Here is a 23493-nt window from a genome sequence, read left to right as displayed (position 1 = left end):
GCGGCGTCACGCGGTGAGGGCGGGGCCGTTGGCGAGCAGCACGAGGACGCCCACCGCCGCCACCCCGATCGCGGCCGCGAACGGCGCCCGCGCGGCCCGCCCGTGCAGCAGCGTGCCCGCGACCACCATCACGCCCGTCACCGCCACCGCCAGCCACCCGGCGGCGCCCGCGTCGCCCGGCGGGGCGAAGACCAGCAGCCACGTGGCCGCCAGCAGCGGCAGCGGGGCCAGCAGCCGCGTGCGCTCCGCGCCGAGCCGCTGCGGCCACCCGCGCACCCCCGCCGCCAGGTCGTGCGGGATGTCCGGCAGGACGTTCGCCAGATGGGCGCCGCACCCCAGCAGGGCCCCGGCCGCCACCGCCCACCAGGCCGGCCACGGGTGCCCCGGCAGGCCGAGCGTCACGAAGGCGGGCAGCGAGCCGAACCCCACCGCGTACGGGAGCCACGACCAGATCGTGGCCTTCACGCCCAGGTCGTAGGCCCACGCGGCGCCCACGCCGATCAGATGCGCGGCCCCGGCGAGCAGGCCGGACGCCAGCGAGAGCGGCACGCACAGCAGCAGCGCGGCGAACGCGGCGTTGCGGACGGTCCGCGCGCCGACCACGCCGTCCACGATCGGCTTGCCGGAGCGCCCGGCCGCCACGTCGAGACGGGCGTCGACCGCGTCGTTGCACCAGCCGACCGAGAGCTGCCCGGTGAGGACGGCCGCCGCCACGAGCGCGCACCCGGCCGCGTCGCGCCCGCTCGCCACGGCGAGCGCGGTCACCAGGGACGTCACCGCGACCGTCGGCCCGGGATGGCACGCCCGGGCCAGCCCGCCGGCCACCCGCAGGAGTCCGCTCACGCGCGCCGCCTCACCACCCGTCACCCCCCGATCGTAGGCCGCGCCTGCCCGCCGCCGAGGTCCCCACGCCCCGTCCCACCGCTGCCGGATGATCGAAGGGACAAGGGAATGTGGTCATCGCGATGGCTTAGCGGGCGCCCGGGAGGGAAGCGTCCCGAGGGTCGGAGTCGTACAGCGCCACGAGCCGGAGAGCCCAGATGACCCGTATCGCTGCCGTCCGCACCTCCTTCCCGCCCAACCGCTACCCCCAGGCTGAGCTGACGGACATGGCGGCGCGGATGTGCCTGCCCGACGGCGCCGACCGGCGGCTGCTCGACCGGCTGCACCGCAGCGCCCGCGTCGACTTCCGCAACCTCGCGCTCCCGATAGAGGACTACGACAAGATCGACGGCTTCGGCGCGGCCAACGACGCGTACATCGCCGCGGCCGTCGAGCTGGGCGCGGAGAGCGTGGGCGGGGCGATCAAGGCGGCCGGGCTGGAGCCGGAGGACGTGGACATGATCATGTTCGCGTCGGTGACCGGCGTGGCCGCGCCCTCGGTGGACGCCCGCCTGGTCGAGCGGCTGGGCCTGCGGCGGGACGTCAAGCGCGTGCCGGTGTTCGGGCTCGGCTGCGTCGCGGGGGCGGCGGGGATCGCCCGGCTGCACGACTACCTGCGCGGCTGGCCCGGCCATGCGGCGGTCCTGCTGTCGGTCGAGCTGTGCTCGCTGACCGTGCAACGCGGCGACTCCTCGCCCGCCAACCTGGTGGCGAGCGCGCTGTTCGGCGACGGCTCGGCGGCCGTGGTGGCCTGCGGCGGCGAGCGGGAGGCGCGCGGGCCGACGGTGGTGGCCACGCTCGGCCACCTGTACCCCGACTCCGGGCACGTCATGGGCTGGGAGGTGCGCGACACGGGGTTCGGCGTGCTGCTGGACGCCAGTGTGCCGGACATGGTCCGGCGCTACCTGGCCGACGACGTGCGGGGCTTCCTCGCCGGGCACGGGCTCACCGCCCGCGACATGGCCGTCTGGGTGTGCCATCCCGGCGGCCCGAAGGTGCTGGAGGCCGTGGCCGACGTGCTCGACCTGCCGGACGGGGCCCTGGAGCTGACCTGGCGCTCCCTGGCCGCCAACGGAAACCTGTCGTCCTCTTCCGTTCTGCACGTCCTGGGTGACACGCTCGACGAGCGCCGGCCGGAGCCGGGGGAGTACGGGCTGCTGCTCGCCATGGGGCCCGGTTTCTGCTCCGAGCTGGTCCTGCTCCGCTGGTAGTCGTGTCTCCGAAGTCCGCCGATCTCGCTCCACCGCGCCGGGAGTGGCCATGCTCTGGTATCTGACGCTCATCCTGCTCGTCGGCCTGGAACGCCTGGCCGAGCTGCGCATCGCCCGCCGCAACGCCCGATGGAGCCTCGAACGCGGCGGCGTGGTCACCGGCCAGGGCCACTACCCGTGGATGGTGGCCCTGCACACCGGCCTGCTGGCCGGCGCGCCGCTGGAGGTCGCCCTGGCCGACCGGCCGTTCCTGCCCGCCCTGGGCTGGCCGATGCTGGTCCTCGTCGTCGCCGCCCAGGCGCTGCGCTGGTGGTGCATCACGTCCCTCGGCCCGCGCTGGAACACCCAGGTGATCGTGGTGCCGGGGCTGCCGCTCGTGACGCGCGGGCCGTACCGGTTCGGGTGGCTGCGGCACCCCAACTACGTCGCCGTCGTCGTGGAGGGCGCCGCGCTGCCGCTCGTCCACACGGCGTGGGTCACCGCGCTCGCGTTCACGCTGCTCAACGCGGTGCTGATGGTCGTCCGCATCCGCTGCGAGAACACGGCGCTGGCCACCGCCGGCGGGCGGGCGGTCGCGTGATCGACGTCCTCGTGGCCGGCGGCGGGCCCGCCGGCCTGGCGACCGCCATCCACGCGGCCCTGGCCGGGATGGAGGCGGTGGTCGTGGAGCCGCGCGCGACGCCGGTGGACAAGGCGTGCGGCGAGGGGCTGATGCCCGGCGGGGTGGCGGCGCTGACCGCGATGGGCGTGGAGCTCTCGGGCCGGCCGCTGCGCGGCATCCACTACCTCGACGGCCGGCACTCCGCCCGCGCCCCGTTCCGCGCCGCCGAGGGGCTGGGGGTGCGGCGGACCGTGCTCCACGCCGCCCTCGCCCGACGGGCCGCCGAGCTGGGCGTCAAGACCGTCACGGGCCGGATCGGGTCCGTGTCCCAGGACCGCGAGGGCGTGGAGGCGGGTGGGCTGCGCGCCCGGTGGCTCGTCGCGGCGGACGGCCTGCACTCGCCGATCCGCCGCTCGCTCGGCCTCGGGCTGCCCGACGGGGGCCCGCGCCGGTACGGGCTGCGCAGGCACTACCGCGTGGCCCCGTGGACGGACCACGTGGAGGTCCACTGGTCCGGCGGCGGTGAGGCGTACGTGACGCCGGTGGCCGGCGACCTCGTCGGGGTGGCGATCCTGAGCACCCGCCGGCACGGCTACGCCGAGCACCTCGACGCGTTCCCGGCCCTGCTCGCCCGCCTGCGGGGAGCGCCCGCGACGGCGGTGCGCGGCGCCGGGCCGCTGCGCCAGCGCGTGCGGGCCCGCGTCGCCGGGCGGGTGCTGCTGGTGGGCGACGCCGCCGGCTACACCGACGCGCTCACCGGTGAAGGGGTGTCGCTGGCGGTGCGGTGCGCCCGGTCACTGGTCGGCTGCCTGCGGCAGGGCCGGCCGCAGGAGTACGAGCAGGCGTGGCTGCGGCTGTCGCGGGCGCACCGGCTGCTCACGGGGGCCCTGGTGTACGCGGCCGGCCGCCCGGGCATGGCCCGCCTCGTCGTGCCGGCCGCCCAGCGCCTCCCGGGCGTCTTCACCGCCACGGTCCGCGCCCTGTCGTAGTCCCACCATCCTGGATCGTCCCAAATCTGTGCATGGCCGGGCACGCCGCCCGGCCGTCACGCGGGACCCGCCGGACACTGCTGTCATGAATGCGCGCGACACGGACGCGGCTCCGGAGCCGGCCGAGTTCGGGGGAGCGGTGTACGGCTCGCTGCTCGCGGCCTCCGTGGTCGCCGGCAGCGCCGCCGGCACGCCCAGCCCGCCGGGAGATCTGGTGCTGCTGCTGATCAGCACGGGCGTGGTGTTCTGGCTGGCGCACCTGTACGTCAGGCTGGTCGAGCGCGGCCTGTACCCGCTGACGTGGCGGCGGATACGCGCGGCCGGGCGGCAGGAGTGGCCGCTGGCCCAGGCCGCGGTGCCGCCGGCCGTGGCGGTCGCGCTGGCCTCCCAGCTGGGGATGTCGAACGAGGCGGCCACCTGGGTGGCGCTGGGCGTCGCGGTGGCGACCCAGGTCGCCTGGGCCGTCGCGGCGGCGGTGTCGGCGGGCTCGGGCAAGGGCGTGGTCGTGGTGTCGGGGATCATGAACCTGCTGCTCGGGCTGGTGATCATCGCGCTGAAGACCCAGGTCGCCGGCCACTGACGGTTCACCGCCCGGCCTCGTCGCCGGTCGCCGGTCAGGTGGTGATGCGGCCCGTCCGCACCAGCCGGTCGACGGCCTCGGCGACGGCCTCCAGCGAGGTGTGGCGCGGGCGGTGGCCCAGGAGGCGCGCGGCCTTCTCCATCGAGCAGTGGGGGCTGTGCGCGATGTGGTCGTAGGTGACGCGGGCGTCGCTCTCCGGCACCGTCTCGCGCCAGCGCTCCCACGGCAGGTACGCCAGCCGCGCCTCGCGCCCGAACCAGCCCGCCACCGCCTCGGCGTAGCCGCGCAGCGTGAGCGCGGTCGTGGCGACCGAGTGGAAGCTCTCGCCGACGGAGGCCGACGGGGCGGCCAGCGCGTCCATGAACAGCCGCGCCACGTCGTCGGCGTGGACGTGCTGGACCGTCTCCATGCCGAGGTTGGGCAGCGTGACCTCGTCGCCGTCGGCCAGCGCCTGGAACACGCCGATGTCGAGGTTGCCCGCCGGGTTGACCGGGACCCAGCCCGGCCCGGTGATGTGGCCCGGGTGGATCAGCGTGGCGGGGAACCCGTCGCGGTGCGCCCGGTCGAGCAGGTACGACTCGATGGCCGCCTTCTGCCGGCCGTACTCGCCGATGGGGCGGCGCGGCCGGTCCTCGGTGGTGGGCACCCGGGTGCTGGGGCCGTAGATCCAGATCGTGCCGCAGTGCAGGAAGTGGCGCACGCGCCCGGTCAGGGCCGTGGCGAGCCGGCGGGCGCTCTCCTCGGTGAAGCAGATGAGGTCGATGACCGCGTCGGCGTCGAGGTCGGCGATCCGCCGGCCGAACGAGCCGTCCGCCTCCTCCGCCTCGCGGTCGGCGGTCACGGTGGTGACCCGGGACCAGGCGCCGTGGGGGGTGTACGGCTCACGCTTGCCGCGGCTGACGGCAACCACCTCATGACCCGCGTCGACCAGCCGGGGGACCAGGTAGGTGCCGATGTGACCACTGGCACCGATCACCACTACGCGCATGCGCCCCAGCCTAGACCGGCGGCCCGCCCCCGTTCGAGGGGCCGCCCTGTCGGGAGGCGCCCGCCGGGGGTCCGGCGAGGTCAGGAGCGGAGGGCGGCGGCGACGCTGTCGGACAGCGGGGTCGTCGGGCGGCCGATGAGCCGCGACAGCTCGCCGCTCGTCCCGGCCAGCAGCCCGCGCGCGATGGCGCCGTCGATGTCGAGCAGGAGGGCGACGACGGGCTCGGGCAGGCCGGCGGCGGTGAGGATCTCCCGGTGCTCCTCGGGGGTCACGCTCCGGTACGTGATCTCCTTGCCGGACTGCCGGGACACCTCCGCCGCGTACTCGTCCAGGTCCCAGGCGACGTCGCCGCTCAGCTCGTACGCCTTGTTCTCGTGGCCCTCGCCGGTGAGCACGGCGACGGCCGCGGCGGCGTAGTCGGCGCGCGCGGCCGAGGCGACCCGGCCCCGGCCGGCGCTGCCGACGAGGGCGCCCCGCTCCAGGACCTGGCCGAGGCTCTCGGTGTAGACCTCGGTGTACCAGCCGTTGCGCAGGAAGGTGTGGGGAACGCCGGCGTCGATGATGGCCTGCTCGGTGTACTGGTGGTCGCGGGCCAGGTCGAAGTCGGCCTTCGGACCGCCGAGGACGCTCGTGTAGGCGAGGAGGGCGACCCCGGCGTCCTTGGCGGCGTCCACGACCGCCTGGTGCTGGGCGGCGCGCCGCCCGACCTCGCTGCCGGAGATGAACAGCACCCGGTCGCCGGCCGCGAAGGCGCCGCGCAGGCTCGCGGGGTCGTCGTAGTCGGCGACGCGGAGCTCGACCCCGCGGGCGGCCAGGTCGGCGGCCTTGCCCTTGTCCCGCACGACGGCCGCGACCTGGTCCGCGGGGACCCGGTCGAGCAGTTGCCGGACGGCGAGGCGGCCGAGAGATCCGGTGGCTCCGGTGACGACGTACATGGTGATCCCTTTCGTGGCGGGGCGTTCGTGACCCACCATGGCACTTTCTCCCAGAAAGCGCAAACTTAAAGTAAGTGCTAACCAAGAGGTAGCATCAGGGCATGGACGCACTCGCACAGCCCGCCACCGAGGCGGAGCGGACTCTGCCGGCGCTGGAGTTCGACGTCTTCGCCCGCGCCTGCCCCTCCCGCGCGACCTTCGAGCACATCACCGGCCGCTGGGGTCCCCTGGTCCTGCTCGGCCTGCACGAGCACGCCATGCGCTTCAACGAGCTGCGCCGCCGCGTCGACGGGGTGAGCGACAAGATGCTCACGCAGACGCTGCAACTGCTCGAACGTGACGGATTCGTCGACCGGCGCGCCCGTGAGGGTTTCCCGTCGCGGGTGGACTACAGCCTCACGCCGCTCGGCGAGCGCGCCGCCGTGCGGCTGCTCGCCCTCATCGAGCAACTGGAGGCGGACATGCCCGAGGTGCTGGAGGCCCAGGCCGCTTATGACAGCCGGCGTTCCGGGTGACGGACAACGGGCACGTCGCCGGCCTGCCGGAAAAAGGCGGGGGGATAAATGTCCAACTGTGAGCGGTGGAAAATCTTCGGAATGTACGCGGCCTGAACAAGGCCGTTGTCGAGGAGCGGCGCGGCCCTTTGTTTTCCGAACTCCGAGGTATCATGGCTGCATCGGAGTCGTCCCGTGCGGGCGCGTCGTCGGCGTGCGCGCCGGCGCGTCAGGCCGCTCACCGCGAGGGCGGGCGGCCTTGCGCCGCCGGTCACAGCAAGAGCTGGACCGTCGTGTTGTCACCGGCCACCAGGACGATGGCCACGACGACGGCGATCAGGCTGACGACGAGAAAGGTTCGGCGTGGCGGTCGTACGCGGAACTCTCCGTCGATCCTGATCCTCAGGTGGCGAGAGGACTTCGGCATGACGCCCTCCTTCGGGTGGGTAATGGTCCGGCGGGGTCCGCTGGTTGTGGTCCGATGGACCCCGCCGGGCTGTGATAACGAGCGTATCCCCACTAATGCACGACGCCAACGATTTCCAGCTTCAACACGTCAATAAGGATTAGTGGCGGGTGCTTCGCCGTTCTCGGTAAAGGCGCGACTACGCAAAAATCATCAGGTTGATGCCGCGCGGTGGATTGAAATGGCGAGCACCGTGAGCCCGATCTCGCGGTCGCGGACGAGACGGGCCCGGGAGTCGCTCCCTGAGATCCGCGTGCTCGGCCCCCGCCGGGCGGAAGACCCCCGCCGGGGCGGAAGGCCGCCGCCGGCGGCGCGGAGGCCGGGAACGGCTCCGTCGAGCGGCGGTACGGCTCGCAGCGTGGCAGCCTCGCCACATGCCCCGGACGGATTGCTCCGCGGTATTCCTGGCGGTCGGCACGGCATTTCTCGCCGTACGGACGAATGCGCCGGGATTTATATTCGGATAAAAGCGGAGTTATTCGGAAATATCGGCGCCGGCGGTGAGGGCGCGCGCCACCGTGAGGCTGTCCTCGTAGATGTGGTACCGCGTGATCAACCCGTCCTCGACCGTGAGGTGGAGCGCGAAGGCCGAGGTGTAAGCCTGCCCGTTCGCCCGCACGGTCTGCCTGATGTGCCCCAGGACGACCGCGTCGGCCCCGTCCACCAGGATCCGCGTGACCGACGTGCCGTTCAGTTCGGGCATGTGGTACGCCTCCAACATGCGGAAATGTCCGGCCACGTCACTCCGGCCGGTGCGCCGCCGGATCCACGGCACGGCGGGGTGCCCCTCCTCCGGCCAGTCGAGCTGCCAGTCGATCTCCTCGGCGAACAGCTCGGCGGCCCCGTCGTGGTCGCCCTTGGCCATCCGGCCGAGCAGCTCTTCGACGATCTTCCGGGTCATGACGGGTCCCTTTCCTTAGACTGTGCGGCCAGTCTTGTGGAAGCCGATAGGCAAGTCGATTACCTCTCACGTAAGCGTTCCGCCGTGCCCGGCGCCGCGCGCTGCCCTCCACCGGGATCAGGGTCGACGCCCGGGGAGGCGCCGGGTCAGCGGAGCTGGATGCCGATGACGCAGGTGTCGTCGTCCGTGTCGGACCTGCTGTACGTGAGCAGGTGGTCGAGCCGCTGCTCCAGCGACGACACCTCGGCCGTGGCGACCGTGAGGAGCTGCCGCTGGGAGTGCTCCAGGCTGCGGTCCTTCCGCTCGATGAGCCCGTCGGTGTACATGAGCAGCACGTCGTCCTTGAGGAGCTGGACGCTGCCCTCGTCGTACCTCGCCTCGGACAGCGCCCCCAGCAGGACGCCGTCGATCATCGGCAGCTCCGACGACTCGCCGTCGCGCACCATGATCGGCGGGAAGTGCCCGGCCCTGGCCCAGCGCAGCACCCGCGTCTCCGGGTCGAACAGCGCGCAGACGGCCGTCGCCGTCACCTGCTCGGTCAGGTGGTGGGCGACGAGGTTGAGCCAGGTGAGGAGCTGCGCGGGCCCGGCGCCGGTGGTGGCCAGGCCGCGCAGCGCGTTGCGCAGGACCACCATGCCGGTGGCCGCCTCGATGCCGTGGCCGGCCACGTCGCCGAGCGACAGCAGCACCTGCTTGGACGGCAGCACCACGCAGTCGTACCAGTCGCCGCCGACCAGCGCCTCCTCCTCGGCGGGCCGGTAACGGACGCCGATCCGGAGGTCGAACGCCTCGATCGGGCCGTGCGTGGGCGGCATGATCGCCTGCTGGAGCTGGAGGGCCAGGCGGTTGCGCTCGGCCGCCTGCTGCTCGCTGTGCGCGAGCTGGTCACGCGTCGCGGCGAGCGCCACCTCCGTCCAGTGCTGTGCGGAGATGTCCTGGTACGCGCCACGCACGCAGAGCAGCCGCCCGTTGGCGTCCAGCACCGGCTCGGCGACCACCCGGATGTGCCGTGACACCCCGTCGGAGCGCCGGAGCCGGAAGGCGGTGGACGCGGGCCGCTGGTGGTGCAGCAGCCCGCGCAGGAAGCGGCCGAGGGCGACCCCGTCGTCCGGGTGGGCGTGCCGCGGGAGCTGCTGGAGCGGGATGGGCGCCGCGTTGGCCGGCAGGCCGAGCAGGGCGAAGAGCTGGCCGTTCCAGGTGATCTCGCCGGTGACGACGTTCTCCTCGAAGCCGCCCATGCGGCCGAGCCGCTGCGCGTGCTGGAGCAGCCCCGCCACCCGCGCCGCCTCGTCCAGCACGCGCCACACCAGCAGCACGCAGTCGCCGTGGCGGCTGACGCTGACGTTGGCGACGGCGGTCAGCGGCACCTGGTCGATGATGGCCGTCAGCTGCATCCGCTCGGTCCGGAACGCCTCGCCGGTGGCGTGGACGCGCTCGACCTTCTCGAACAGCCCGCCCTCGCCCGCCGCCATCGGGTACGCCTCCAGCAGCAGCGCGCCGTTGACCGCGGCCCGGGGGCGGCCCGCGAAGTCGACGAAGTTCGTGTTGGTGTGCTGGATGAGGAAGTCGACGAGCCGCCCGTCGGCGTCGAGATGGGGTCGCAGGACGAGGGCGGGGTCGTGCAGGCCGTCGGCCAGGTCGATCAGGTCCGACTGGGGCGGGCGCAGGACCGCCTGCAAGGCCGGGTGCCCCTCCAGGGTGTGGGCGATCAGCTCGGCCAGCGCCTCCACCTGCCGCTGGACCGACTGCGGCTGCGGCGGCAGACGATGCGTCCAGGCGATCTCCAGCACGCCGAGGATGCGGCCTCCGGTGCCCGCGGGGACGGTGACCCGGCCGCCGCTCTGCGAGGGCTGATGGCCGATCGAGGGCAGCCCGAACTCCGACAGGTCGGCGAACCACACGGTACCCCGCTCCACCAGCGCCTGCCGGGCGGGCGTCGCGACGCCGGGCGGCACGTACCGCCACCGCTCCGCCTCACCGGCCGCGAACCCCGCCGCGCCGGCCAGGGTGAGCGAGCCGTCCGTGCCGGCCGCCCACACGGCGACGGCCGTGGCGCCGAGCGGCGACAGCGCGTGCTGGAGCAGCGACTCGCTGACCGTCTGGGTGTCGTCCGCGGCGAGGACCCCGCTCTCCGCGGTGCGCAGTCGTACGGCGATCGACGCGTGGTCGCCGGAGTCGCCGGGGTCGCCGCCACCGGGGCCGGGCGCGGCGCCCTCGCGGCCGGTGGCCGCGCTGACGAACTGGCTGGCCGCCTCGGTCAGCCGGTCCTGCGCGGCCTGGTTGACGATGTCGGCGGCCAGCTCGAGCTGCGTCAGCCGGGTCTGCTCGGCGAGGGCGGCGAGCTGCCTGGCGGCCTCGGCCGGGTTGCAGCCCAGCCGCTCCACCAGGATGCCCTTGGCCAGCTCGATCAGGGCCCGGCCGTCGGCCGCCGCGTGCGCCTCGCGCACCTCACGGCGCAGCCGCTCCACGGTGGCGGCCAGCCGCCCGAGGCGGGTGCCCTCATCGGCGGGCTGCTGGGAGTCGTGCACGTCCTGCTCCTCGACGCTGGTCGTAGCTGCTGTGGGCCCGGGCGGGCGGGATGGCGCCGCGAGCGGCTACCTGCCCAGCCGGCGCTGGATCCGGGCCAGCAGGTCGTCGGCGTCGACCGGCTTGGTGACGTAGTCGCTCGCCCCCGAGGCCAGGCTCTTCTCCTGATCGCCCGGCATCGCCTTGGCCGTCACCGCGATGATGGGCAGGTCGGCGTACTGCGGCATCGCCCGGATGGCCGCCGTGGCCGCGTAGCCGTCCATCTCCGGCATCATCACGTCCATCAGCACGATGTCGATCTCCGGGTGGGCGGTGAGGGTCTCGATGCCCTTGCGGCCGTTCTCGGCGTGCAGCACCTGGAGGCCGTGGATCTCCAGGATGCCGGTCAGCGCGTACAGGTTGCGGGCGTCGTCGTCGACGACCAGCACGGTACGGCCGGCGAGCGTCCCGTCGCCCGCCTGCGTCACCGGTCGCTGCACCTCCTCGGGCCTGACCAGCGGCAGCACGTCGTGCGGCCCCTCGGCCGACAGGTGCAGCGCGATGCGCTCACGCAGCTCGTCCAGGCTGGAGAGCAGTTCGAGCGGCTGGGTGCCGGTGCGGGCCTGCAGGTTGGACTCCTGCCCGGGGTCCAGCCGCCAGTTGTTGTAGGCCAGGACGGGCACGCCCCGCAGCGCCGAGTCGCCGTCCATGTCCTCCAGGAAGCGCAGCGCGGCGCCGTCGGCCATGTCCAGCTCCAGCACGATGCAGTGGTACGCCTGGGCCGCGAGGGCGGTGGCCGCCTCCTGCACCCCGACGGCGTTGATGACCTCGACGGGCCCGCGCTGGTCGCCCCGGTCGCGGTTGTTGGCCAGGTCGGCCACGGCGCTCTCGGCCACCAGCGACAGCAGCCCGCGATCGCGGCCCTCGATCACCAGCAGCCGGCGCTGCTGCTGCGGCTGGGGCGGCGACACCGCCGGCGTGACGGTCACCGAGCCGGACTCCAGCACCTCGCGGGCGTCGCGCTCCCGGGCGGAGGAGCCCGCCGGCGGCTCGTCGAAGTCGGGGCGCGCCACCGGCAGGTAGAGGGTGAACACGCTGCCCTTGCCCGGGGAGCTCTGGGCGGTGATCGCGCCGCCGAGCAGGTAGGCGATCTCGCGGCTGATCGACAGGCCGAGCCCGGTGCCGCCGTACTTGCGGCTGGTGGTGCCGTCGGCCTGCTGGAACGCCCCGAAGATGGCCTCCAGGTGCTGCTCGGCGATGCCGATGCCGGTGTCCTTGATCCGGAAGGCGATGGCCGAGCCGTGCATGCGCACCGAGGACGGGACCTCGGTGGTCGAGGCCGGCTCGATGTGCAGCTCGACGCTGCCCGCCTCGGTGAACTTCACCGCGTTGGACAGCAGGTTGCGCAGGACCTGGCGGAGCCTGGAGTCGTCGGTCAGCACGTCGACCGGGACGCCGGCGGCCGTGGTGACGACGAAGTCGAGGCTCTTCTGCATGGTCATCGGGCGGAACGTGGCCTCGATGTCGTCGAGGAGCTGCCGCAGCGGCACCCGCTCGGGCGCGATGTCCATCTTGCCTGCCTCGACCTTGGACAGGTCGAGGATGTCGTTGATGAGCTGCAGCAGGTCGGAGCCGGCCGAGTGGATGATGCTCGCGTACTCGACCTGCTTCGGGGTGAGGTTGCGCGTGTGGTTCTGGGCCAGGAGCTGGGCCAGGATGAGCAGGCTGTTGAGCGGGGTGCGCAGCTCGTGGCTCATGTTGGCCAGGAACTCGCTCTTGTACTTCGAGGCGAGCGCGAGCTGCTGGGCGCGGGTCTCCAGCTCCTGCCGGGCCTGCTCGATCTCCAGGTTCTTGGTCTCGATGTCCCGGTTCTGGGTGGCCAGCAGGGCGGCCTTCTCCTCCAGCTCGGCGTTGGAGCGCTGGAGCTCCTCCTGCTGGTTCTGCAGCTCCTCCGAGCGGGCCTGGAGCTCCGCGGTGAGCCGCTGCGACTCGACGAGCAGCTCGTCGGTGCGGGCGTTGGCGATGATGGTGTTGACGTTGACGCCGATGGCCTCCATCAGCTGGTCCAGGAACGCCCGGTGGACCGCGGTGAACGCGTAGACCGAGCCCAGCTCGATGACGCCGAGCACCTGCTCCTCGACCACGATCGGCAGCACGATGACCGAGGTCGGCGTGGTCTCGCCGAGCGCGGAGGAGACCTTGACGTAGTCGGCCGGCACGCCGTCCATCGCGATCGTGCGCCGGGTGCGGGCGGCCTGCCCGATCAGCGACTCGCCCAGCCTGAAGCGGGTGGGCCGGTCGGTCCCGGCCGGGTAGCCGTAGGCGTTGATGAGCTTCAGCTCGGCGCCGGCCGGCGACTCCTCGGCGAGGAAGAAGGCGCCGTACTGGGCGGACACGAGCGGGGCCAGCTCGCTCATGACCAGCTCGGCCACGGCGCTGAGGTCGCGGTGGCCCTGCATGAGGCTGGAGATGCGGGCCAGGTTGGACTTGAGCCAGTCCTGCTCCTGGTTGGCGCGGGTGGTCTCGCGCAGCGAGCCCACCATCGAGTTGATGTTGTCCTTCAGGTCGGCCAGCTCACCCTCGGCGTCCACCGTGATGGAGCGGGTCAGGTCGCCGGAGGTGACGGCGCTGGTGACCTCGGCGATGGCGCGCACCTGGCGGGTGAGGTTGCCGGCCAGCTCGTTGACGTTCTCGGTGAGCCGCTTCCACGTGCCGGAGACGCCCTCGACCTCGGCCTGGCCGCCCAACCGGCCCTCGCTGCCCACCTCGCGGGCGACGCGGGTGACCTCGGCGGCGAACGAGGAGAGCTGGTCGACCATCGTGTTGATGGTGGTCTTGAGCTCCAGGATCTCGCCGCGGGCGTCGACGTCGATCTTCCTGGTCAGGTCGCCCCTGGCGACGGCCGTGGTGACCTGGGCGATGGAGCGCACCTGGTTGGTCAGGTTGTCGGCCATCGAGTTGACGTTGTCGGTGAGGTCCTTCCACGTGCCGGCCACGTTGGGGACCCGGGCCTGGCCGCCGAGCTGGCCCTCGGTGCCGACCTCGCGGGCGACGCGGGTGACCTCGTCGGCGAACGCGGACAGCGTGTCGACCATCGTGTTGATCGTCTGGGCGAGCGCGGCGACCTCGCCGCGGGCGTCGACCGTGATCTTCTGCGACAGGTCGCCCTTGGCGACCGCGGTGGCCACCTGCGCGATGGACCGCACCTGGCCGGTCAGGTTGGAGGCCATGAAGTTGACGTTGTCGGTGAGGTCCTTCCAGGTGCCCGACACGCCCCGCACGGTGGCCTGGCCACCGAGCTGGCCCTCGGTGCCGACCTCGCGGGCGACGCGGGTGACCTCGTCGGCGAAGGCGGAGAGCTGGTCGACCATCGTGTTGATGGTCTCCTTCAGCTCCAGGATCTCGCCCCGGGCGTCCACCCGGATCTTCTGCGACAGGTCGCCCTTGGCGACCGCGGTGGTGACCTCGGCGATGGAGCGCACCTGGGCGGTCAGGTTGTCGGCCATGACGTTGACCGACTCCGTCAGCGCCTTCCACGTGCCGGACACGCCCTTGACGTCGGCCTGGCCGCCCAGCCGCCCGTCGGTGCCCACCTCGCGGGCGACGCGGGTGACCTCGTCGGCGAACGAGGACAGCTGGTCCACCATGGTGTTCAGCGTGTTCTTCAGCTCCAGGATCTCGCCCCGGGCCGACACGGTGATCTTCTGGGACAGGTCGCCGCGGGCGACGGCGGTGGCCACCTGCGAGATGTTGCGGACCTGGGCGGTGAGGTTGCCGGCCATGTAGTTCACCGAGTCGGTGAGGTCGCGCCACGTGCCCGCGACACCCTTCACGTCGGCCTGGCCGCCGAGCTGTCCCTCGGTGCCGACCTCGCGGGCGACGCGGGTGACCTCGTCGGCGAACGAGGAGAGCTGGTCGACCATCGTGTTGACGGTGTTCTTCAGCTCCAGGATCTCGCCCCGGGCGTCCACGGTGATCTTCTGGGACAGGTCGCCCTTGGCGACCGCGGTGGTGACCTCGGCGATGGAGCGGACCTGGCTGGTGAGGTTGCCGGCCATGGCGTTGACCGACTCCGTCAGGTCCTTCCAGGTGCCCGACACACCGGGCACCTCGGCCTGGCCGCCGAGCCGTCCCTCGGTGCCCACCTCGCGGGCCACCCGGGTCACCTCGGAGGTGAACAGCGAGAGCTGGTCGACCATGCCGTTGAAGACCAGGGCGATCTCGCCCAGCAGCCCGCCGGCGTCGTCCGGCAGCCTGGTGCCGAAGTCGCCGTCACGGACGGCGGTCAGCCCGGCCAGGAGCTGCCGCAGCTCCAGCTCCTGCGCCTTGCTCACACCTCGGCCGGGGCGTGCCTGCTGGCGGGAGCCGCTGGCCGTCGTCTCGCCCATGTTCACCCTCGTTCCGCTGTCCGGCATGCGAGTGCACGTCCGATCATCATTATCGCCATATGGGGCATAACGGGCGGCCGATCCGAGGGCCGCGCAGAGAATGTACCGGCAAGTAAGCCCTGCCGGTACACGCGGGAGACGAGCGTGCGGGTGCGCGGCTCAGCCGTCAGGCCGAGCCGCGCGGGCGCCGGGCGGGCGCCTGAAGATCGGAGGACGTCACCAGTTCGCGGGCAGGCCCGGGACCGTGGCGGGCAGGGCGTGGCCCGGCGGGTGGATGACGTACACGATGCCGCCGCTGCTGGAGCTGCGCTGCCAGACGTTCTCGAAGTCCGCCCGCGGGTACACCCGGCGCACCGCGTCGTTGTCGGACGACGCCGGGTCGTTGGCGATCACGTCACCGGTAGAGGTGAAGCCGACGACCACCATGATGTGCCCGTTGGTCCCGTAGCCCGCGCCCGGCAGCTCGCCCTTCTTGAACGACTGCGACGTGATCACCGGGATGCCCGCGGAGATGAACCGTTCCAGCTCCGTGAGCGACCGCAGCCGCGTCACGAACCCGTCCATGCCGTACCGCCCCGCGTAGGCGGTGTTGAACGGCCAGTTGCCCGCCCCCTGGTAGGCGTGGTCGTAGCTGTAGCGCGCGGCGTAGTCCACCTCGGGGTCGGGGTCCGAGGGGTCCACCCAGGCGGTGTCCGCAGCGCTCGGCCCCTGGCCCCAGTAGCCGAGGACCATCGTGGTCGAGGTGGGGCTGCACCACGCCTGGCCGCCGCCGTCCCATTCGGGGTAGTGGCCCTGGTGGACGTTCTGCGAGCGGCGCGGCACGGGCAGCTCGACGCCCCACGCGCCGCCGGCCGGGCTGGCGGGCACGGTCTTGCGCTCGGGCACGTTGGAGGCCATCGCGCCGAGCGTGCGCACCCGGGGCGTGAGGCCGGAGCCGGGCGTCCGGTAGAGGGTGAGGCGGAGCTGGTAGGCGTTGATCTGGCGGCCGGCCGCGGCGACCAGCGTGTCGACGGAGACGGTGGCGTCGGCGTCGCCCTGGCCGGGCACCGAGGTGCGGCGGATGGCGTCCTCTCCGTACGCCCAGCGGCCGAGCACGTACCACTTGGTCAGCCCCGCGGCGTTGCGGGCACGCGCCTCGACCTGCATCCAGCTCCCGGCCGGGATGTCGGCGGTCCAGGAGGCGATCAGCTCGGTGGCGGGGAAGCCGACCTGCTCCTCGGGGCCGGTCCAGCGGGCGTACTCCCACGTCCTGGTGCCGAGCGCGTCGGTGTAGGAGGTGGTGCCGGCCGCGGAGGCGAAGGACAGGCCGTCGCCGTCGCCGGCGGTCCCCTCGGGGGCGCCGGTGGAGAAGTCGGACCGCCGGTAGGCGACATCCGAGGTGCCGGCCGCCGGTTTGGTCCGGACCGCTCCAGCGGCGGGACCGGTAAAGGTCGTGACCACTAAGACGGTGGAGACGAACATGGATAAAGCGCGCATGTAGCCACCTTGCTCGGACGCCGCTCGACGCGGCAGACAGTAAACAGATCGGGCATGCGACCGCATCGGGAGATCTACGTATGGCCAGCAAGAGGACCATGTTTCTCCTGATTCGTGAACAGGCTGTCATCGGTCCGTGACCGCCTTCGAGGGATTCCTCGTCATCGGCCGCCGTCCCACCCCTGGGGACTAGACCGGGGGCTCCGCCGGCATCCCGTCGAGGAGCTCGGCGAGGAGGGCCGCGTCGATCGCGCCCGAGGGCGTGCGGGCGCCCGTCAGCACGGAGGCCGCGAGGGGATGCCCGGCGTCGGCGGCGCGCCGCAGCCACTTCTCGGCCTCCGTGTCCTCCCGCTTGGCGCGGTGCGCCCTGGCCAGCCGGTACGCGGCTCCGGCGTGGCCCCGGTCGGCCGCCAGCCGGAAGAAGAACATCGCGCAGCTCGGCCGGGGAGGGTCGGCCTCCTGGTAGCCGACGCCGTGGAGGTAGGCGTGCCCGGCGGCGCGCTCCTGGGGGCGGGGATGGTTGAACAGCTCGGTGGCCTCGTGCCTGCCGGCGTCGCCCGCCCGGCGCAGCCAGTCGCGCGCCACGTCCGGCTGGTTCCTCAGCAGCGTGACCACGGCCAGCCGCATGCAGTCCAGCCCGTCGCCGGGGTCGCTCCGGCGCAGCAGGCGCAGGCCGGTCCTGCCGTAGATCCGCAGCAGCTCCCGGTCCTCCTCGGACACGGGCTCCACCGGGTCCAGCCCCTGCTCAGGCACCGGCGCCATCGGCCGGTCCGCGTACGCGGCGACCGCCCGGGCCGCGTACGCGGTCATCGCTGGGGTTTCGTGCTCCGCGACGGTCCGCGGGGCGGAGGCGAACATGGTGGTGGCGGGTGCGGCGACGGCGAGCGCGGTGGCTCCGCTCAGCGCGGGGAGAGGGGTGAGCGCGGCGGCGGCCCCGCCGGCGTCCTGCGCGGCGCGCCAGTGCTCGTTCCACGCCTGGACGTCGCCCATGCCGCCCACGTCCAGACCCGCCTGCCGGGCCGCCGTGGCGCAGGCCGTGACGAACGCGTACACGAACGGCCACTTCGGCACCCGCTTCCGCTTGCCGGTGAGGACGTCGGACACCGTGCTCTTGCGCAGCTCCAGGTGCGGTCCGTTGGAGCGTGACAACCGGCACAGCTCCGACAGCGCCGGGTATCCGGCCAGCGCGTGCAATTCCCTGAGCCGCATGACGAAGGGGCACGGCACCCCGTCGCGAGGTAGTTCGGTCATCGCCCCAGCCGAAAATGAGTGATCTTTGATAAACGGCGGATAACAGGAGTCATCCTGGCACCACCGGACGCACAAGCACGGCCAGATCCGAGATTTCCGATTGTCCGGGATCAACCGGTGACTTTGCCGTGTGAGAGCTCGTATGTTGCCGCACACTTCCGCACGCAGCCGGACGCGCCCGCATGGCGGCGAATGCTTCCGGACAATCCCGGACGATCCCGGATGATGAGCGCCGCTCATTCTCCGCTTTTATATAGCCTTTTGTCCGGATACAGCGGCATTTGTTCCGGAGTCGTCCGGAGGCGTTTGGACCGGTGGCACCCGAGCCGTTCTCCTCGGCATCGTTGGCCGCATCCCGATCGCCGACCATGGAGACGAGAGCTCATGCCGTGTGCCGCCGCCGCTCCGCACACCTTCCTGCGCGTCACCGGTGACCGGCGGCCGGGCCGTCCGCCGGGGCCGTGGGCCCACGACGACGACCAGCTCCTCATCCTCCTGGTGACGACCTGGGCGCTGGCCACGGGCCGCACGCCTCCCGGCCGCCCCGCCGACCGGCTGACGGCCGAGGAGCTGATCGAGTTCTGGGCCGACGAGCAGACCGCCGCCGGCCACCCTCCGACGCCCTGACCCACCTCACTTCAGGAAAGGACACCCATGGGCATTCCCTGCTGTCACCACCCGGCGCTGCCCGCGCCCGGCTCGCGGGCCGCCGTGATCGTCGTCGTCGTCATCGTGTCGGGGGCGGTGGTGGTGCTGTTGCGCGCGGGAGTCGGCGTCGAAGGCGCGACGGCCCTCCTGGCGGCGATCACGGCGTGCGTCGCCGGCGTCGCCCGCCACCTGCACCCCCGCACCGGTTAGCCGTACGTGGACCATCCGTACCAGGAGAAAGGGATGGTACGCGCGCCCGGCGGGCGGCCATCATGGAGCCCATGGCCATCCGCACCGCCGGCCCCGGCGACCTGCCCGACCTGCTTTCCCTGGCTGTCGCCTTCTACGCGGAGGACGGCTTCACCACCTCGCGCGACGACCTGCGCGCCAACCTGGCCCACCTGGTCGCCTCGCCCGCCGCCCGCGTCGCGGTGAGCGAGGCGGAGGGCCGCGTCGTCGCGTTCGCGATCACCACGACCTCCTTCGGGCTGGAGTCGGGGCTGATCGCCGAGCTGGAGGACCTGTACGTCGTCCCGGAGGCGCGCCGGCGGGGCGAGGCGGAGCGGCTCATCGACGACAGTCTGCGCTGGGCTGCCGGACAGGGATGCGCGGCGGTCGAGATCGTCGTCGCCCCCAACGGCATGGACGTGAGCCACCTGTTCGCCTACTACGGCAAGCGCGGCTTCCGCGACGAAGGCCGCCGCCTGCTCACACATCCCGTGTGAGCGCCGGTCAGAGGACCTTGCTGAGGAAGGCGCGGGTGCGGGGGTTGCTCGGGTTGTCCAGCACCTCGGCGGGCGGCCCCGACTCCACGACGACGCCGCCGTCCATGAAGACGACCCGGTCCGCCACCTCCCGCGCGAACCCGACCTCGTGCGTGACGACGAGCATGGTGAGCCCGTCGTGGGCCAGGCCCTTCATGGTGGCGAGCACCTCGCCCACCAGCTCGGGGTCGAGCGCGCTGGTCGGCTCGTCGAACAGCATGAGCTTGGGCTCCATGGCCAGCGCGCGGGCGATCGCGACGCGCTGCTGCTGGCCGCCGGAGAGCTGCCGGGGGTAGCTGCCCGCCTTGTCGCTCAGCCCGACCCGCTCCAGCAGGGCCGCGGCGCGGGCACGGGCCTTGGCGCGGGACTCGCGGCGCACCCCGACGGGCGCCTCCATGACGTTCTGTACCACCGTGAAGTGCGGGAACAGGTTGAACTGCTGGAAGACCATGCCGATCTCCCTGCGCTGGCGGGTGATGTCGCGGTCGCGCAGGTGGTGGACCCGGCCGCCGGAGGCGGAGAATCCGATCAGCTCGCCGTCGACGTGGATGGCGCCGCCGTCGATGGTCTCCAGGTGGTTCACGCAGCGCAGGAACGTCGACTTGCCGGACCCCGACGGCCCCAGGATGACGACGACCTCGCCCCGCCCGACGGTCAGGTCGATGCCCTTGAGCACCTCCAGGTGGCCGAAGCTCTTGCGGACGGCCCGCGCGTGGACCATGGGCATGCTCATGACGGCGTCTCCTCGCGGGTCGGGGCGGCGGCCGGGCGCCGTCGGCGCAGCAGCAGGAAGCTCCAGAAGCTCTGCGGGGCGTTGCGGGTGGCGCCGCGCGCGTAGTGCCGCTCGATGAACGACTGCCCGACGTACAGGACGGACGTGATCACGAGGTACCAGACGCACGCGACGATCAGCAGCGGGATGGTCTGGAAGGTGCGGTTGTAGATGGCCTGCACGGTGTAGAGCAGGTCGGCCAGGGCGATGACGCTGACCAGCGAGGTGGCCTTCAGCATGCTGATGACCTGGCTGCCGGTCGGCGGCACGATGAACCGCATCGCCTGCGGCATGACGATCCGCCGGAACGTGCGCCCCCGGCTCATGCCGAGCGCCGACGCGGCCTCCGACTGGCCGGGGTCCACCGACAGCAGCCCGCCGCGGATGATCTCCGCCATGTACGCGGCCTCGTTCAGCCCGAGGCCCAGGACGGCGGCCAGCAGCGGCGTGATCAGCTGGTTGGTGTCGGCAGACAGGAACTCCGGCCCGAACGGCACTCCGAACGAGATCCGCGGCATCAGGGCCGACAGGTTGTACCAGAGCACCAGCTGCACCAGCACCGGTGTGCCCCGGAAGAACCATACGTACAGCCCGGAGACCAGCCGCGCGACCGGGTTGTGCGACAGCCGGCCCATCGCGACGAGCACCCCGCCGACCACGCCGACGGCCATGGCGATGACCGTCAGGAAGAGGGTCGTCATGATGCCGGCGCCGATCACCTGGGCGTTCAGGTATCGGCCGACCACGTCCCACTGGAAGTTGGGGTTGGTGACGAGGAGGCTGACGAGCTGGGCGGCCAGGACCAGCAGCACGGCCGAGGCCACCCAGCGCAGCGGGTGGCGCGTGCGGGAGGCTCCCGCGACGTCGACCTCCGGGGGCGAGCTCCGCTCGGTGACGGCCGTCACGACTGCGCCGCCAGGTTGACGCCGGCCTGCTTGATCATGTTGCCGCCGGTGCCCCACTTCTTCATGACCTTCTCGTACGTGCCGTCGTCGATCAGCTTCTGGAAGCCGTCCTTGACCACCTCACGCAGCGGGGAGTCCTTGGCGACGACGGCTCCCTGATAGAGGTCGTCGAAGCCGTTGGCCTTGCCGGTCCCGGCCAGCTCCAGCTCGCCGCCCGACTGCTGCGTGAAGTACGTCAGCGGGGCCTGGGAGGAGAAGAACGCGTCGGCGCGGTTGGAGCGGACCGCCAGGATCGAGGTGGGCTGGTCCTTGTACGACTGCACCTCGATCTTCTGCTTGCCGTCCTTGACGCAGGTGGCGGACTGCCCCTTGATCACCTTCTCGGCGGAGCCGCCGGACATGACGGAGATCCGCAGCCCGCACGTGTCGGCGATCGACTGGATGCCGCGCGGGTTGCCCTTCGGCACGGCGAAGACCACGAACTCCTGCACCCAGTCGACGAAGTCGTTGGCGACCTGGCGCTCGGGGAAGTCGCCGACCGGGCCGAGGGCCAGGTCGTAGCGGCCCGCCTTGATGCCGGTGAGCAGGCTGGGCAGCCCGTCCACGGTCACGTGCTCGATCTTGACGCCGAGCAGCCCGCTCAGCTCCGCCGACAGGTCGGCGGTCACGCCGGTCAGCGACTTGCCGTCGGTGCCCGCGATCTCGTACGGGGGGAAGGAGCCGTTGTTGACCGATACCAGCCTGCCCGCCGTCTTCACCTTGTCGGGCAGGCGGTCGTACAGGGCCTGGTCCTTGGCGTGGGTGGCGGCGGCCGGGGCGGAGGAGGCGGCGCCGACCGCGCCCTCGCTCTCCGGCGGATTGGCGCCGCAGCCGGCCAGCAGCAGGGCGGCCGCCACGACGGCGGGGGTCGTCTTACGCATCGAGGCTCCTCGGGCTGGGGTTCACGGTGAAGCGCCGGTTGGCGAGGACGGGGAGGGTGAGGCGGGCCTGCGCCAGGTCCTCGGCCGAGGCCGTGCCCCACAGCAGGCCGGGCGTGTCGCCGAGCCGGGCCCGGCAGACGCCGAGCGGGTCGACGAACATGCTCGCGCCGATGTTGCGGCGGCCGCACTCGCCGGAGGCGGCCACGTAGTAGGTGTTCTCCAGGGCGCGGGCGGTGACCATGACCTCCCAGTGCCACTCCTTGGCGGGGCCGCGCACCCAGGCGGCGGGCAGCGCCACGACCTGGGCGCCCTGGTCGGCGAGGAGCCGGGCCATCTCGGGGAAGCGCACGTCGTAGCAGGTCATCAGGCCGACCTTCCAGCCGGCGCAGTCGAGGACGACGGGGGAGTCGTCGCTCGCGAGCACGTTGTCGGACTCGCGCCGGCCGAACGCGTCGTACAGGTGCAGCTTGCGGTAGGTGGCGACGATCTCGCCGTCGCGCAGCGCGACCAGCGTGTTGATCACCCGGCCGTCCTCGGCGGGCTGGTGCATGCCCACGATGACCGTGGTGGCGGTGCCGCGGGTCCGCTCGGCCAGGCCGGTGACGAACGGGCCGTCGAGCGGCTGCGCCGCCTGCCTGATCCGTACCGGGTCGTCCACGAACAGGGCCATCGCGCCCTCGGGCAGGACGAGCAGGTCGGCGTTCCCGGCGACGGCCTCGTCGAGCAGGCCGGCGCACGCCTTCAGATTGGCCTCCCAGTCCTCGCCCGAGGCGAACTGGCCGACGGCCACGCGCAGATCCTTCATGCGGTGAAGACCTCCTTCGGGTCGATGGGGGAGGCGGCGATGCCCTGGGCGTGCAGCTCCTCGCAGAAGGCCGCGGTCATCGCGGCGTTGGCGCCGGCGCCGTACGGCATCCAGTCCTCGCCGAACACCTCGCTGGTGCGGCTGAGGCCGGCGAGCAGCCACGGGGTGGTGTCGGCGAGCAGCCGCCGCCGCGCCACCCAGTGCCGCTTGGACTCCTCGAACAGCTCCTGTACGGCCTCCGGCAGCCAGGGGTGCCGCCGGACGACCTCGCTCCTGATCGTCACCAGGTGGATGCCGGGGACGAACCCGTGGCGGCGGTAGTAGTCCAGCTCGGCCGCCGGGTGGTCGGCCAGCAGGTGACGGAACCGGCTCTGCGGCGTGAAGAAGCCGCGGGGCATGAACGGCGTCATGAGGGCGTCGATCCGGCCGGCGGCCAGGTCCTCGGCGAGCGAGCCGTCGGTCACGCCGACGTTGTCCGGCAGCGCGCCCTGCCCGACCCGGTCCTTGCCCGGCTCGGGGGCGTCCACGGCGCCGACCGTCCACGTGATGCCGCCCAGGTCGACGCCGACCTCCCGCAGCAGCGCCCGGGTCCAGGTGTTGCCGGAGTCGGGCCAGCCGGTGAGGCCGACGCGGGCGCCCTTGAGGTCGGCGAGGTCACCGGCGTCGCTGTCGCGGCGCACCAGCACGCACCGCTGCCGGAAGCCGCGCATCACGAACACGGGCAGGCCGACCAGCCGGTCGTCGCCCCGGGCCCGGCCGAGCACGTACCTGCTGAAGGACGTCTCCCCGCCGTCCAGCTCCGGCTCGGCCAGCACGTCGGGCGTGCTGTCCCTGGACTCCAGGGCCAGCTCGAACGCCCGGGGGCGGACCGCGCCCGTCACCACGGGCACGAGGTGGTCCCAGTCACGCAGGGCGAGCCGGATGAGGGGTTTAGTCACAATGCTCCCTTTCGTGCTGCATTGCGCTGTACTTTATGTTCGGGAACTTTGGTGGTACAAGATGCACTTTGTTC

The 23493-nt window shown here is 72.5% G+C and carries 22 protein-coding genes; 8 read left to right on the top strand and 14 right to left on the bottom strand.

Annotated elements, in window-relative coordinates:
• Positions 1 to 6 precede the first annotated feature (6 nt).
• Entirely contained in the window at positions 7 to 867 is an 861-nt protein-coding gene (locus tag ACIBG4_RS09030; RefSeq protein WP_397201361.1) for a UbiA family prenyltransferase, read from the bottom strand.
• Between the two features lie 173 nt (positions 868 to 1040).
• Between ACIBG4_RS09030 and ACIBG4_RS09025 the strand changes: the two genes are divergently transcribed.
• From ACIBG4_RS09025 to ACIBG4_RS09010, 4 genes are all read left to right on the top strand, one after another.
• Positions 1041 to 2093, top strand: a complete 1053-nt coding sequence (locus ACIBG4_RS09025) for a type III polyketide synthase (protein ID WP_397201360.1) — start codon at positions 1041 to 1043, stop codon at positions 2091 to 2093.
• 49 nt (positions 2094 to 2142) lie between these two features.
• Positions 2143 to 2673 carry an isoprenylcysteine carboxyl methyltransferase family protein gene (locus ACIBG4_RS09020; RefSeq protein ID WP_310717001.1) on the top strand — a complete coding sequence of 177 codons (531 nt, stop codon included), beginning with the start codon at positions 2143 to 2145 and terminating at the stop codon, positions 2671 to 2673.
• Positions 2670 to 3683: an NAD(P)/FAD-dependent oxidoreductase gene (locus tag ACIBG4_RS09015; protein WP_310716999.1), complete on the top strand. Its 1014-nt coding sequence runs from the start codon at positions 2670 to 2672 to the stop codon at positions 3681 to 3683. The genes ACIBG4_RS09020 and ACIBG4_RS09015 overlap by 4 nt, the downstream gene beginning before the upstream one ends.
• An 85-nt stretch (positions 3684 to 3768) precedes the next feature.
• On the top strand, positions 3769 to 4263 hold the full coding sequence (locus ACIBG4_RS09010) for a hypothetical protein (RefSeq protein WP_310716997.1): 495 nt from the start codon (positions 3769 to 3771) through the stop codon (positions 4261 to 4263).
• Positions 4264 to 4297: 34 nt separating this feature from the next.
• Here the strand turns inward: ACIBG4_RS09010 and ACIBG4_RS09005 are convergent, their stop codons facing one another.
• On the bottom strand, positions 4298 to 5251 hold the full coding sequence (locus ACIBG4_RS09005) for an NAD-dependent epimerase/dehydratase family protein (RefSeq protein ID WP_397201359.1): 954 nt from the start codon (positions 5249 to 5251) through the stop codon (positions 4298 to 4300).
• 80 nt (positions 5252 to 5331) lie between these two features.
• Positions 5332 to 6225 (bottom strand): SDR family oxidoreductase, encoded by an 894-nt coding sequence (locus ACIBG4_RS09000; RefSeq protein ID WP_397201358.1) that lies wholly within the window; start codon positions 6223 to 6225, stop codon positions 5332 to 5334.
• A gap of 62 nt (positions 6226 to 6287) precedes the next feature.
• Between ACIBG4_RS09000 and ACIBG4_RS08995 the strand changes: the two genes are divergently transcribed.
• Positions 6288 to 6701, top strand: coding sequence for a winged helix-turn-helix transcriptional regulator (locus tag ACIBG4_RS08995; RefSeq protein ID WP_397201357.1), 414 nt, complete (start codon positions 6288 to 6290; stop codon positions 6699 to 6701).
• Positions 6702 to 6951: 250 nt separating this feature from the next.
• Here ACIBG4_RS08995 and ACIBG4_RS08990 read toward each other — a convergent pair whose 3' ends face one another.
• The 6 genes from ACIBG4_RS08990 to ACIBG4_RS08965 form a co-directional block, all read right to left on the bottom strand.
• Positions 6952 to 7107 carry a hypothetical protein gene (locus ACIBG4_RS08990; protein ID WP_310716989.1) on the bottom strand — a complete coding sequence of 52 codons (156 nt, stop codon included), beginning with the start codon at positions 7105 to 7107 and terminating at the stop codon, positions 6952 to 6954.
• A gap of 514 nt (positions 7108 to 7621) precedes the next feature.
• The gene (locus tag ACIBG4_RS08985) at positions 7622 to 8047 is read right to left on the bottom strand and encodes a nuclear transport factor 2 family protein (protein WP_397201356.1); all 426 of its coding nucleotides are present in this window, start codon (positions 8045 to 8047) and stop codon (positions 7622 to 7624) included.
• 146 nt (positions 8048 to 8193) lie between these two features.
• Entirely contained in the window at positions 8194 to 10575 is a 2382-nt protein-coding gene (locus ACIBG4_RS08980) for a SpoIIE family protein phosphatase (protein WP_397201355.1), read from the bottom strand.
• A gap of 66 nt (positions 10576 to 10641) precedes the next feature.
• Positions 10642 to 14940, bottom strand: coding sequence for a HAMP domain-containing protein (locus ACIBG4_RS08975; RefSeq protein WP_397201354.1), 4299 nt, complete (start codon positions 14938 to 14940; stop codon positions 10642 to 10644).
• Between the two features lie 216 nt (positions 14941 to 15156).
• Positions 15157 to 16416 (bottom strand): C39 family peptidase, encoded by a 1260-nt coding sequence (locus ACIBG4_RS08970; protein WP_397201353.1) that lies wholly within the window; start codon positions 16414 to 16416, stop codon positions 15157 to 15159.
• 189 nt (positions 16417 to 16605) lie between these two features.
• Complete coding sequence (locus ACIBG4_RS08965) at positions 16606 to 17667, bottom strand: tetratricopeptide repeat protein (RefSeq protein ID WP_397201352.1); 1062 nt, start codon at positions 17665 to 17667, stop codon at positions 16606 to 16608.
• A gap of 384 nt (positions 17668 to 18051) precedes the next feature.
• Here ACIBG4_RS08965 and ACIBG4_RS08960 point away from each other — a divergent pair, with 384 nt between their 5' ends.
• The 3 genes from ACIBG4_RS08960 (at position 18052) to ACIBG4_RS08950 (ending at position 19040) form a co-directional block, all read left to right on the top strand.
• Positions 18052 to 18294 carry a hypothetical protein gene (locus tag ACIBG4_RS08960; RefSeq protein ID WP_310716978.1) on the top strand — a complete coding sequence of 81 codons (243 nt, stop codon included), beginning with the start codon at positions 18052 to 18054 and terminating at the stop codon, positions 18292 to 18294.
• Positions 18295 to 18321: 27 nt separating this feature from the next.
• The gene (locus ACIBG4_RS08955) at positions 18322 to 18525 is read left to right on the top strand and encodes a hypothetical protein (RefSeq protein WP_310716976.1); all 204 of its coding nucleotides are present in this window, start codon (positions 18322 to 18324) and stop codon (positions 18523 to 18525) included.
• 71 nt (positions 18526 to 18596) lie between these two features.
• Complete coding sequence (locus ACIBG4_RS08950) at positions 18597 to 19040, top strand: GNAT family N-acetyltransferase (protein ID WP_397201351.1); 444 nt, start codon at positions 18597 to 18599, stop codon at positions 19038 to 19040.
• 7 nt (positions 19041 to 19047) lie between these two features.
• On the opposite strand, the gene ACIBG4_RS08945 is transcribed toward ACIBG4_RS08950, so the two are convergent.
• The 5 genes from ACIBG4_RS08945 to ACIBG4_RS08925 are packed head-to-tail and all read right to left on the bottom strand — an operon-like array spanning position 19048 to position 23419.
• A complete protein-coding gene (locus tag ACIBG4_RS08945) occupies positions 19048 to 19812 on the bottom strand; it encodes an amino acid ABC transporter ATP-binding protein (RefSeq protein ID WP_310716972.1) in 765 nt (254 codons plus the stop codon).
• Positions 19809 to 20756, bottom strand: coding sequence for an amino acid ABC transporter permease (locus ACIBG4_RS08940; protein WP_310716970.1), 948 nt, complete (start codon positions 20754 to 20756; stop codon positions 19809 to 19811). Before ACIBG4_RS08940 ends, ACIBG4_RS08945 begins: the two co-directional genes overlap by 4 nt.
• On the bottom strand, positions 20753 to 21676 hold the full coding sequence (locus ACIBG4_RS08935; RefSeq protein ID WP_397201350.1) for an ABC transporter substrate-binding protein: 924 nt from the start codon (positions 21674 to 21676) through the stop codon (positions 20753 to 20755). Before ACIBG4_RS08935 ends, ACIBG4_RS08940 begins: the two co-directional genes overlap by 4 nt.
• A complete protein-coding gene (locus tag ACIBG4_RS08930; RefSeq protein ID WP_397201349.1) occupies positions 21669 to 22481 on the bottom strand; it encodes a nitrilase-related carbon-nitrogen hydrolase in 813 nt (270 codons plus the stop codon). Before ACIBG4_RS08930 ends, ACIBG4_RS08935 begins: the two co-directional genes overlap by 8 nt.
• Positions 22478 to 23419, bottom strand: coding sequence for a hypothetical protein (locus ACIBG4_RS08925; protein ID WP_397201348.1), 942 nt, complete (start codon positions 23417 to 23419; stop codon positions 22478 to 22480). The genes ACIBG4_RS08930 and ACIBG4_RS08925 overlap by 4 nt, the downstream gene beginning before the upstream one ends.
• Positions 23420 to 23493: the final 74 nt, after the last annotated feature.

Origin of the sequence: Nonomuraea sp. NPDC050383 (assembly GCF_044459125.1) — a bacterium.
Classification (GTDB): Bacteria; Actinomycetota; Actinomycetes; order Streptosporangiales; family Streptosporangiaceae; genus Nonomuraea.
This window is presented reverse-complemented; position numbering and strand designations above follow the sequence as displayed.

Excerpts from the sequence above, each read along its gene's own strand:
- ACIBG4_RS09025 (WP_397201360.1), top strand. The coding sequence starts at position 1,041 with ATGACCCGTATCGCTGCCGTCCGCACCTCCTTCCCGCCCAACCGCTAC.
- ACIBG4_RS09020 (WP_310717001.1), top strand. The coding sequence starts at position 2,143 with ATGCTCTGGTATCTGACGCTCATCCTGCTCGTCGGCCTGGAACGCCTG.
- ACIBG4_RS09010 (WP_310716997.1), top strand. The coding sequence starts at position 3,769 with ATGAATGCGCGCGACACGGACGCGGCTCCGGAGCCGGCCGAGTTCGGG.
- ACIBG4_RS09005 (WP_397201359.1), bottom strand. The coding sequence starts at position 5,251 with ATGCGCGTAGTGGTGATCGGTGCCAGTGGTCACATCGGCACCTACCTG.
- ACIBG4_RS09000 (WP_397201358.1), bottom strand. The coding sequence starts at position 6,225 with ATGGTGGGTCACGAACGCCCCGCCACGAAAGGGATCACCATGTACGTC.
- ACIBG4_RS08995 (WP_397201357.1), top strand. The coding sequence starts at position 6,288 with ATGGACGCACTCGCACAGCCCGCCACCGAGGCGGAGCGGACTCTGCCG.
- ACIBG4_RS08990 (WP_310716989.1), bottom strand. The coding sequence starts at position 7,107 with ATGCCGAAGTCCTCTCGCCACCTGAGGATCAGGATCGACGGAGAGTTC.
- ACIBG4_RS08985 (WP_397201356.1), bottom strand. The coding sequence starts at position 8,047 with ATGACCCGGAAGATCGTCGAAGAGCTGCTCGGCCGGATGGCCAAGGGC.
- ACIBG4_RS08975 (WP_397201354.1), bottom strand. The coding sequence starts at position 14,940 with ATGGGCGAGACGACGGCCAGCGGCTCCCGCCAGCAGGCACGCCCCGGC.
- ACIBG4_RS08970 (WP_397201353.1), bottom strand. The coding sequence starts at position 16,416 with ATGCGCGCTTTATCCATGTTCGTCTCCACCGTCTTAGTGGTCACGACC.
- ACIBG4_RS08965 (WP_397201352.1), bottom strand. The coding sequence starts at position 17,667 with ATGACCGAACTACCTCGCGACGGGGTGCCGTGCCCCTTCGTCATGCGG.
- ACIBG4_RS08960 (WP_310716978.1), top strand. The coding sequence starts at position 18,052 with ATGCCGTGTGCCGCCGCCGCTCCGCACACCTTCCTGCGCGTCACCGGT.
- ACIBG4_RS08955 (WP_310716976.1), top strand. The coding sequence starts at position 18,322 with ATGGGCATTCCCTGCTGTCACCACCCGGCGCTGCCCGCGCCCGGCTCG.
- ACIBG4_RS08950 (WP_397201351.1), top strand. The coding sequence starts at position 18,597 with ATGGCCATCCGCACCGCCGGCCCCGGCGACCTGCCCGACCTGCTTTCC.
- ACIBG4_RS08945 (WP_310716972.1), bottom strand. The coding sequence starts at position 19,812 with ATGAGCATGCCCATGGTCCACGCGCGGGCCGTCCGCAAGAGCTTCGGC.
- ACIBG4_RS08935 (WP_397201350.1), bottom strand. The coding sequence starts at position 21,676 with ATGCGTAAGACGACCCCCGCCGTCGTGGCGGCCGCCCTGCTGCTGGCC.
- ACIBG4_RS08930 (WP_397201349.1), bottom strand. The coding sequence starts at position 22,481 with ATGAAGGATCTGCGCGTGGCCGTCGGCCAGTTCGCCTCGGGCGAGGAC.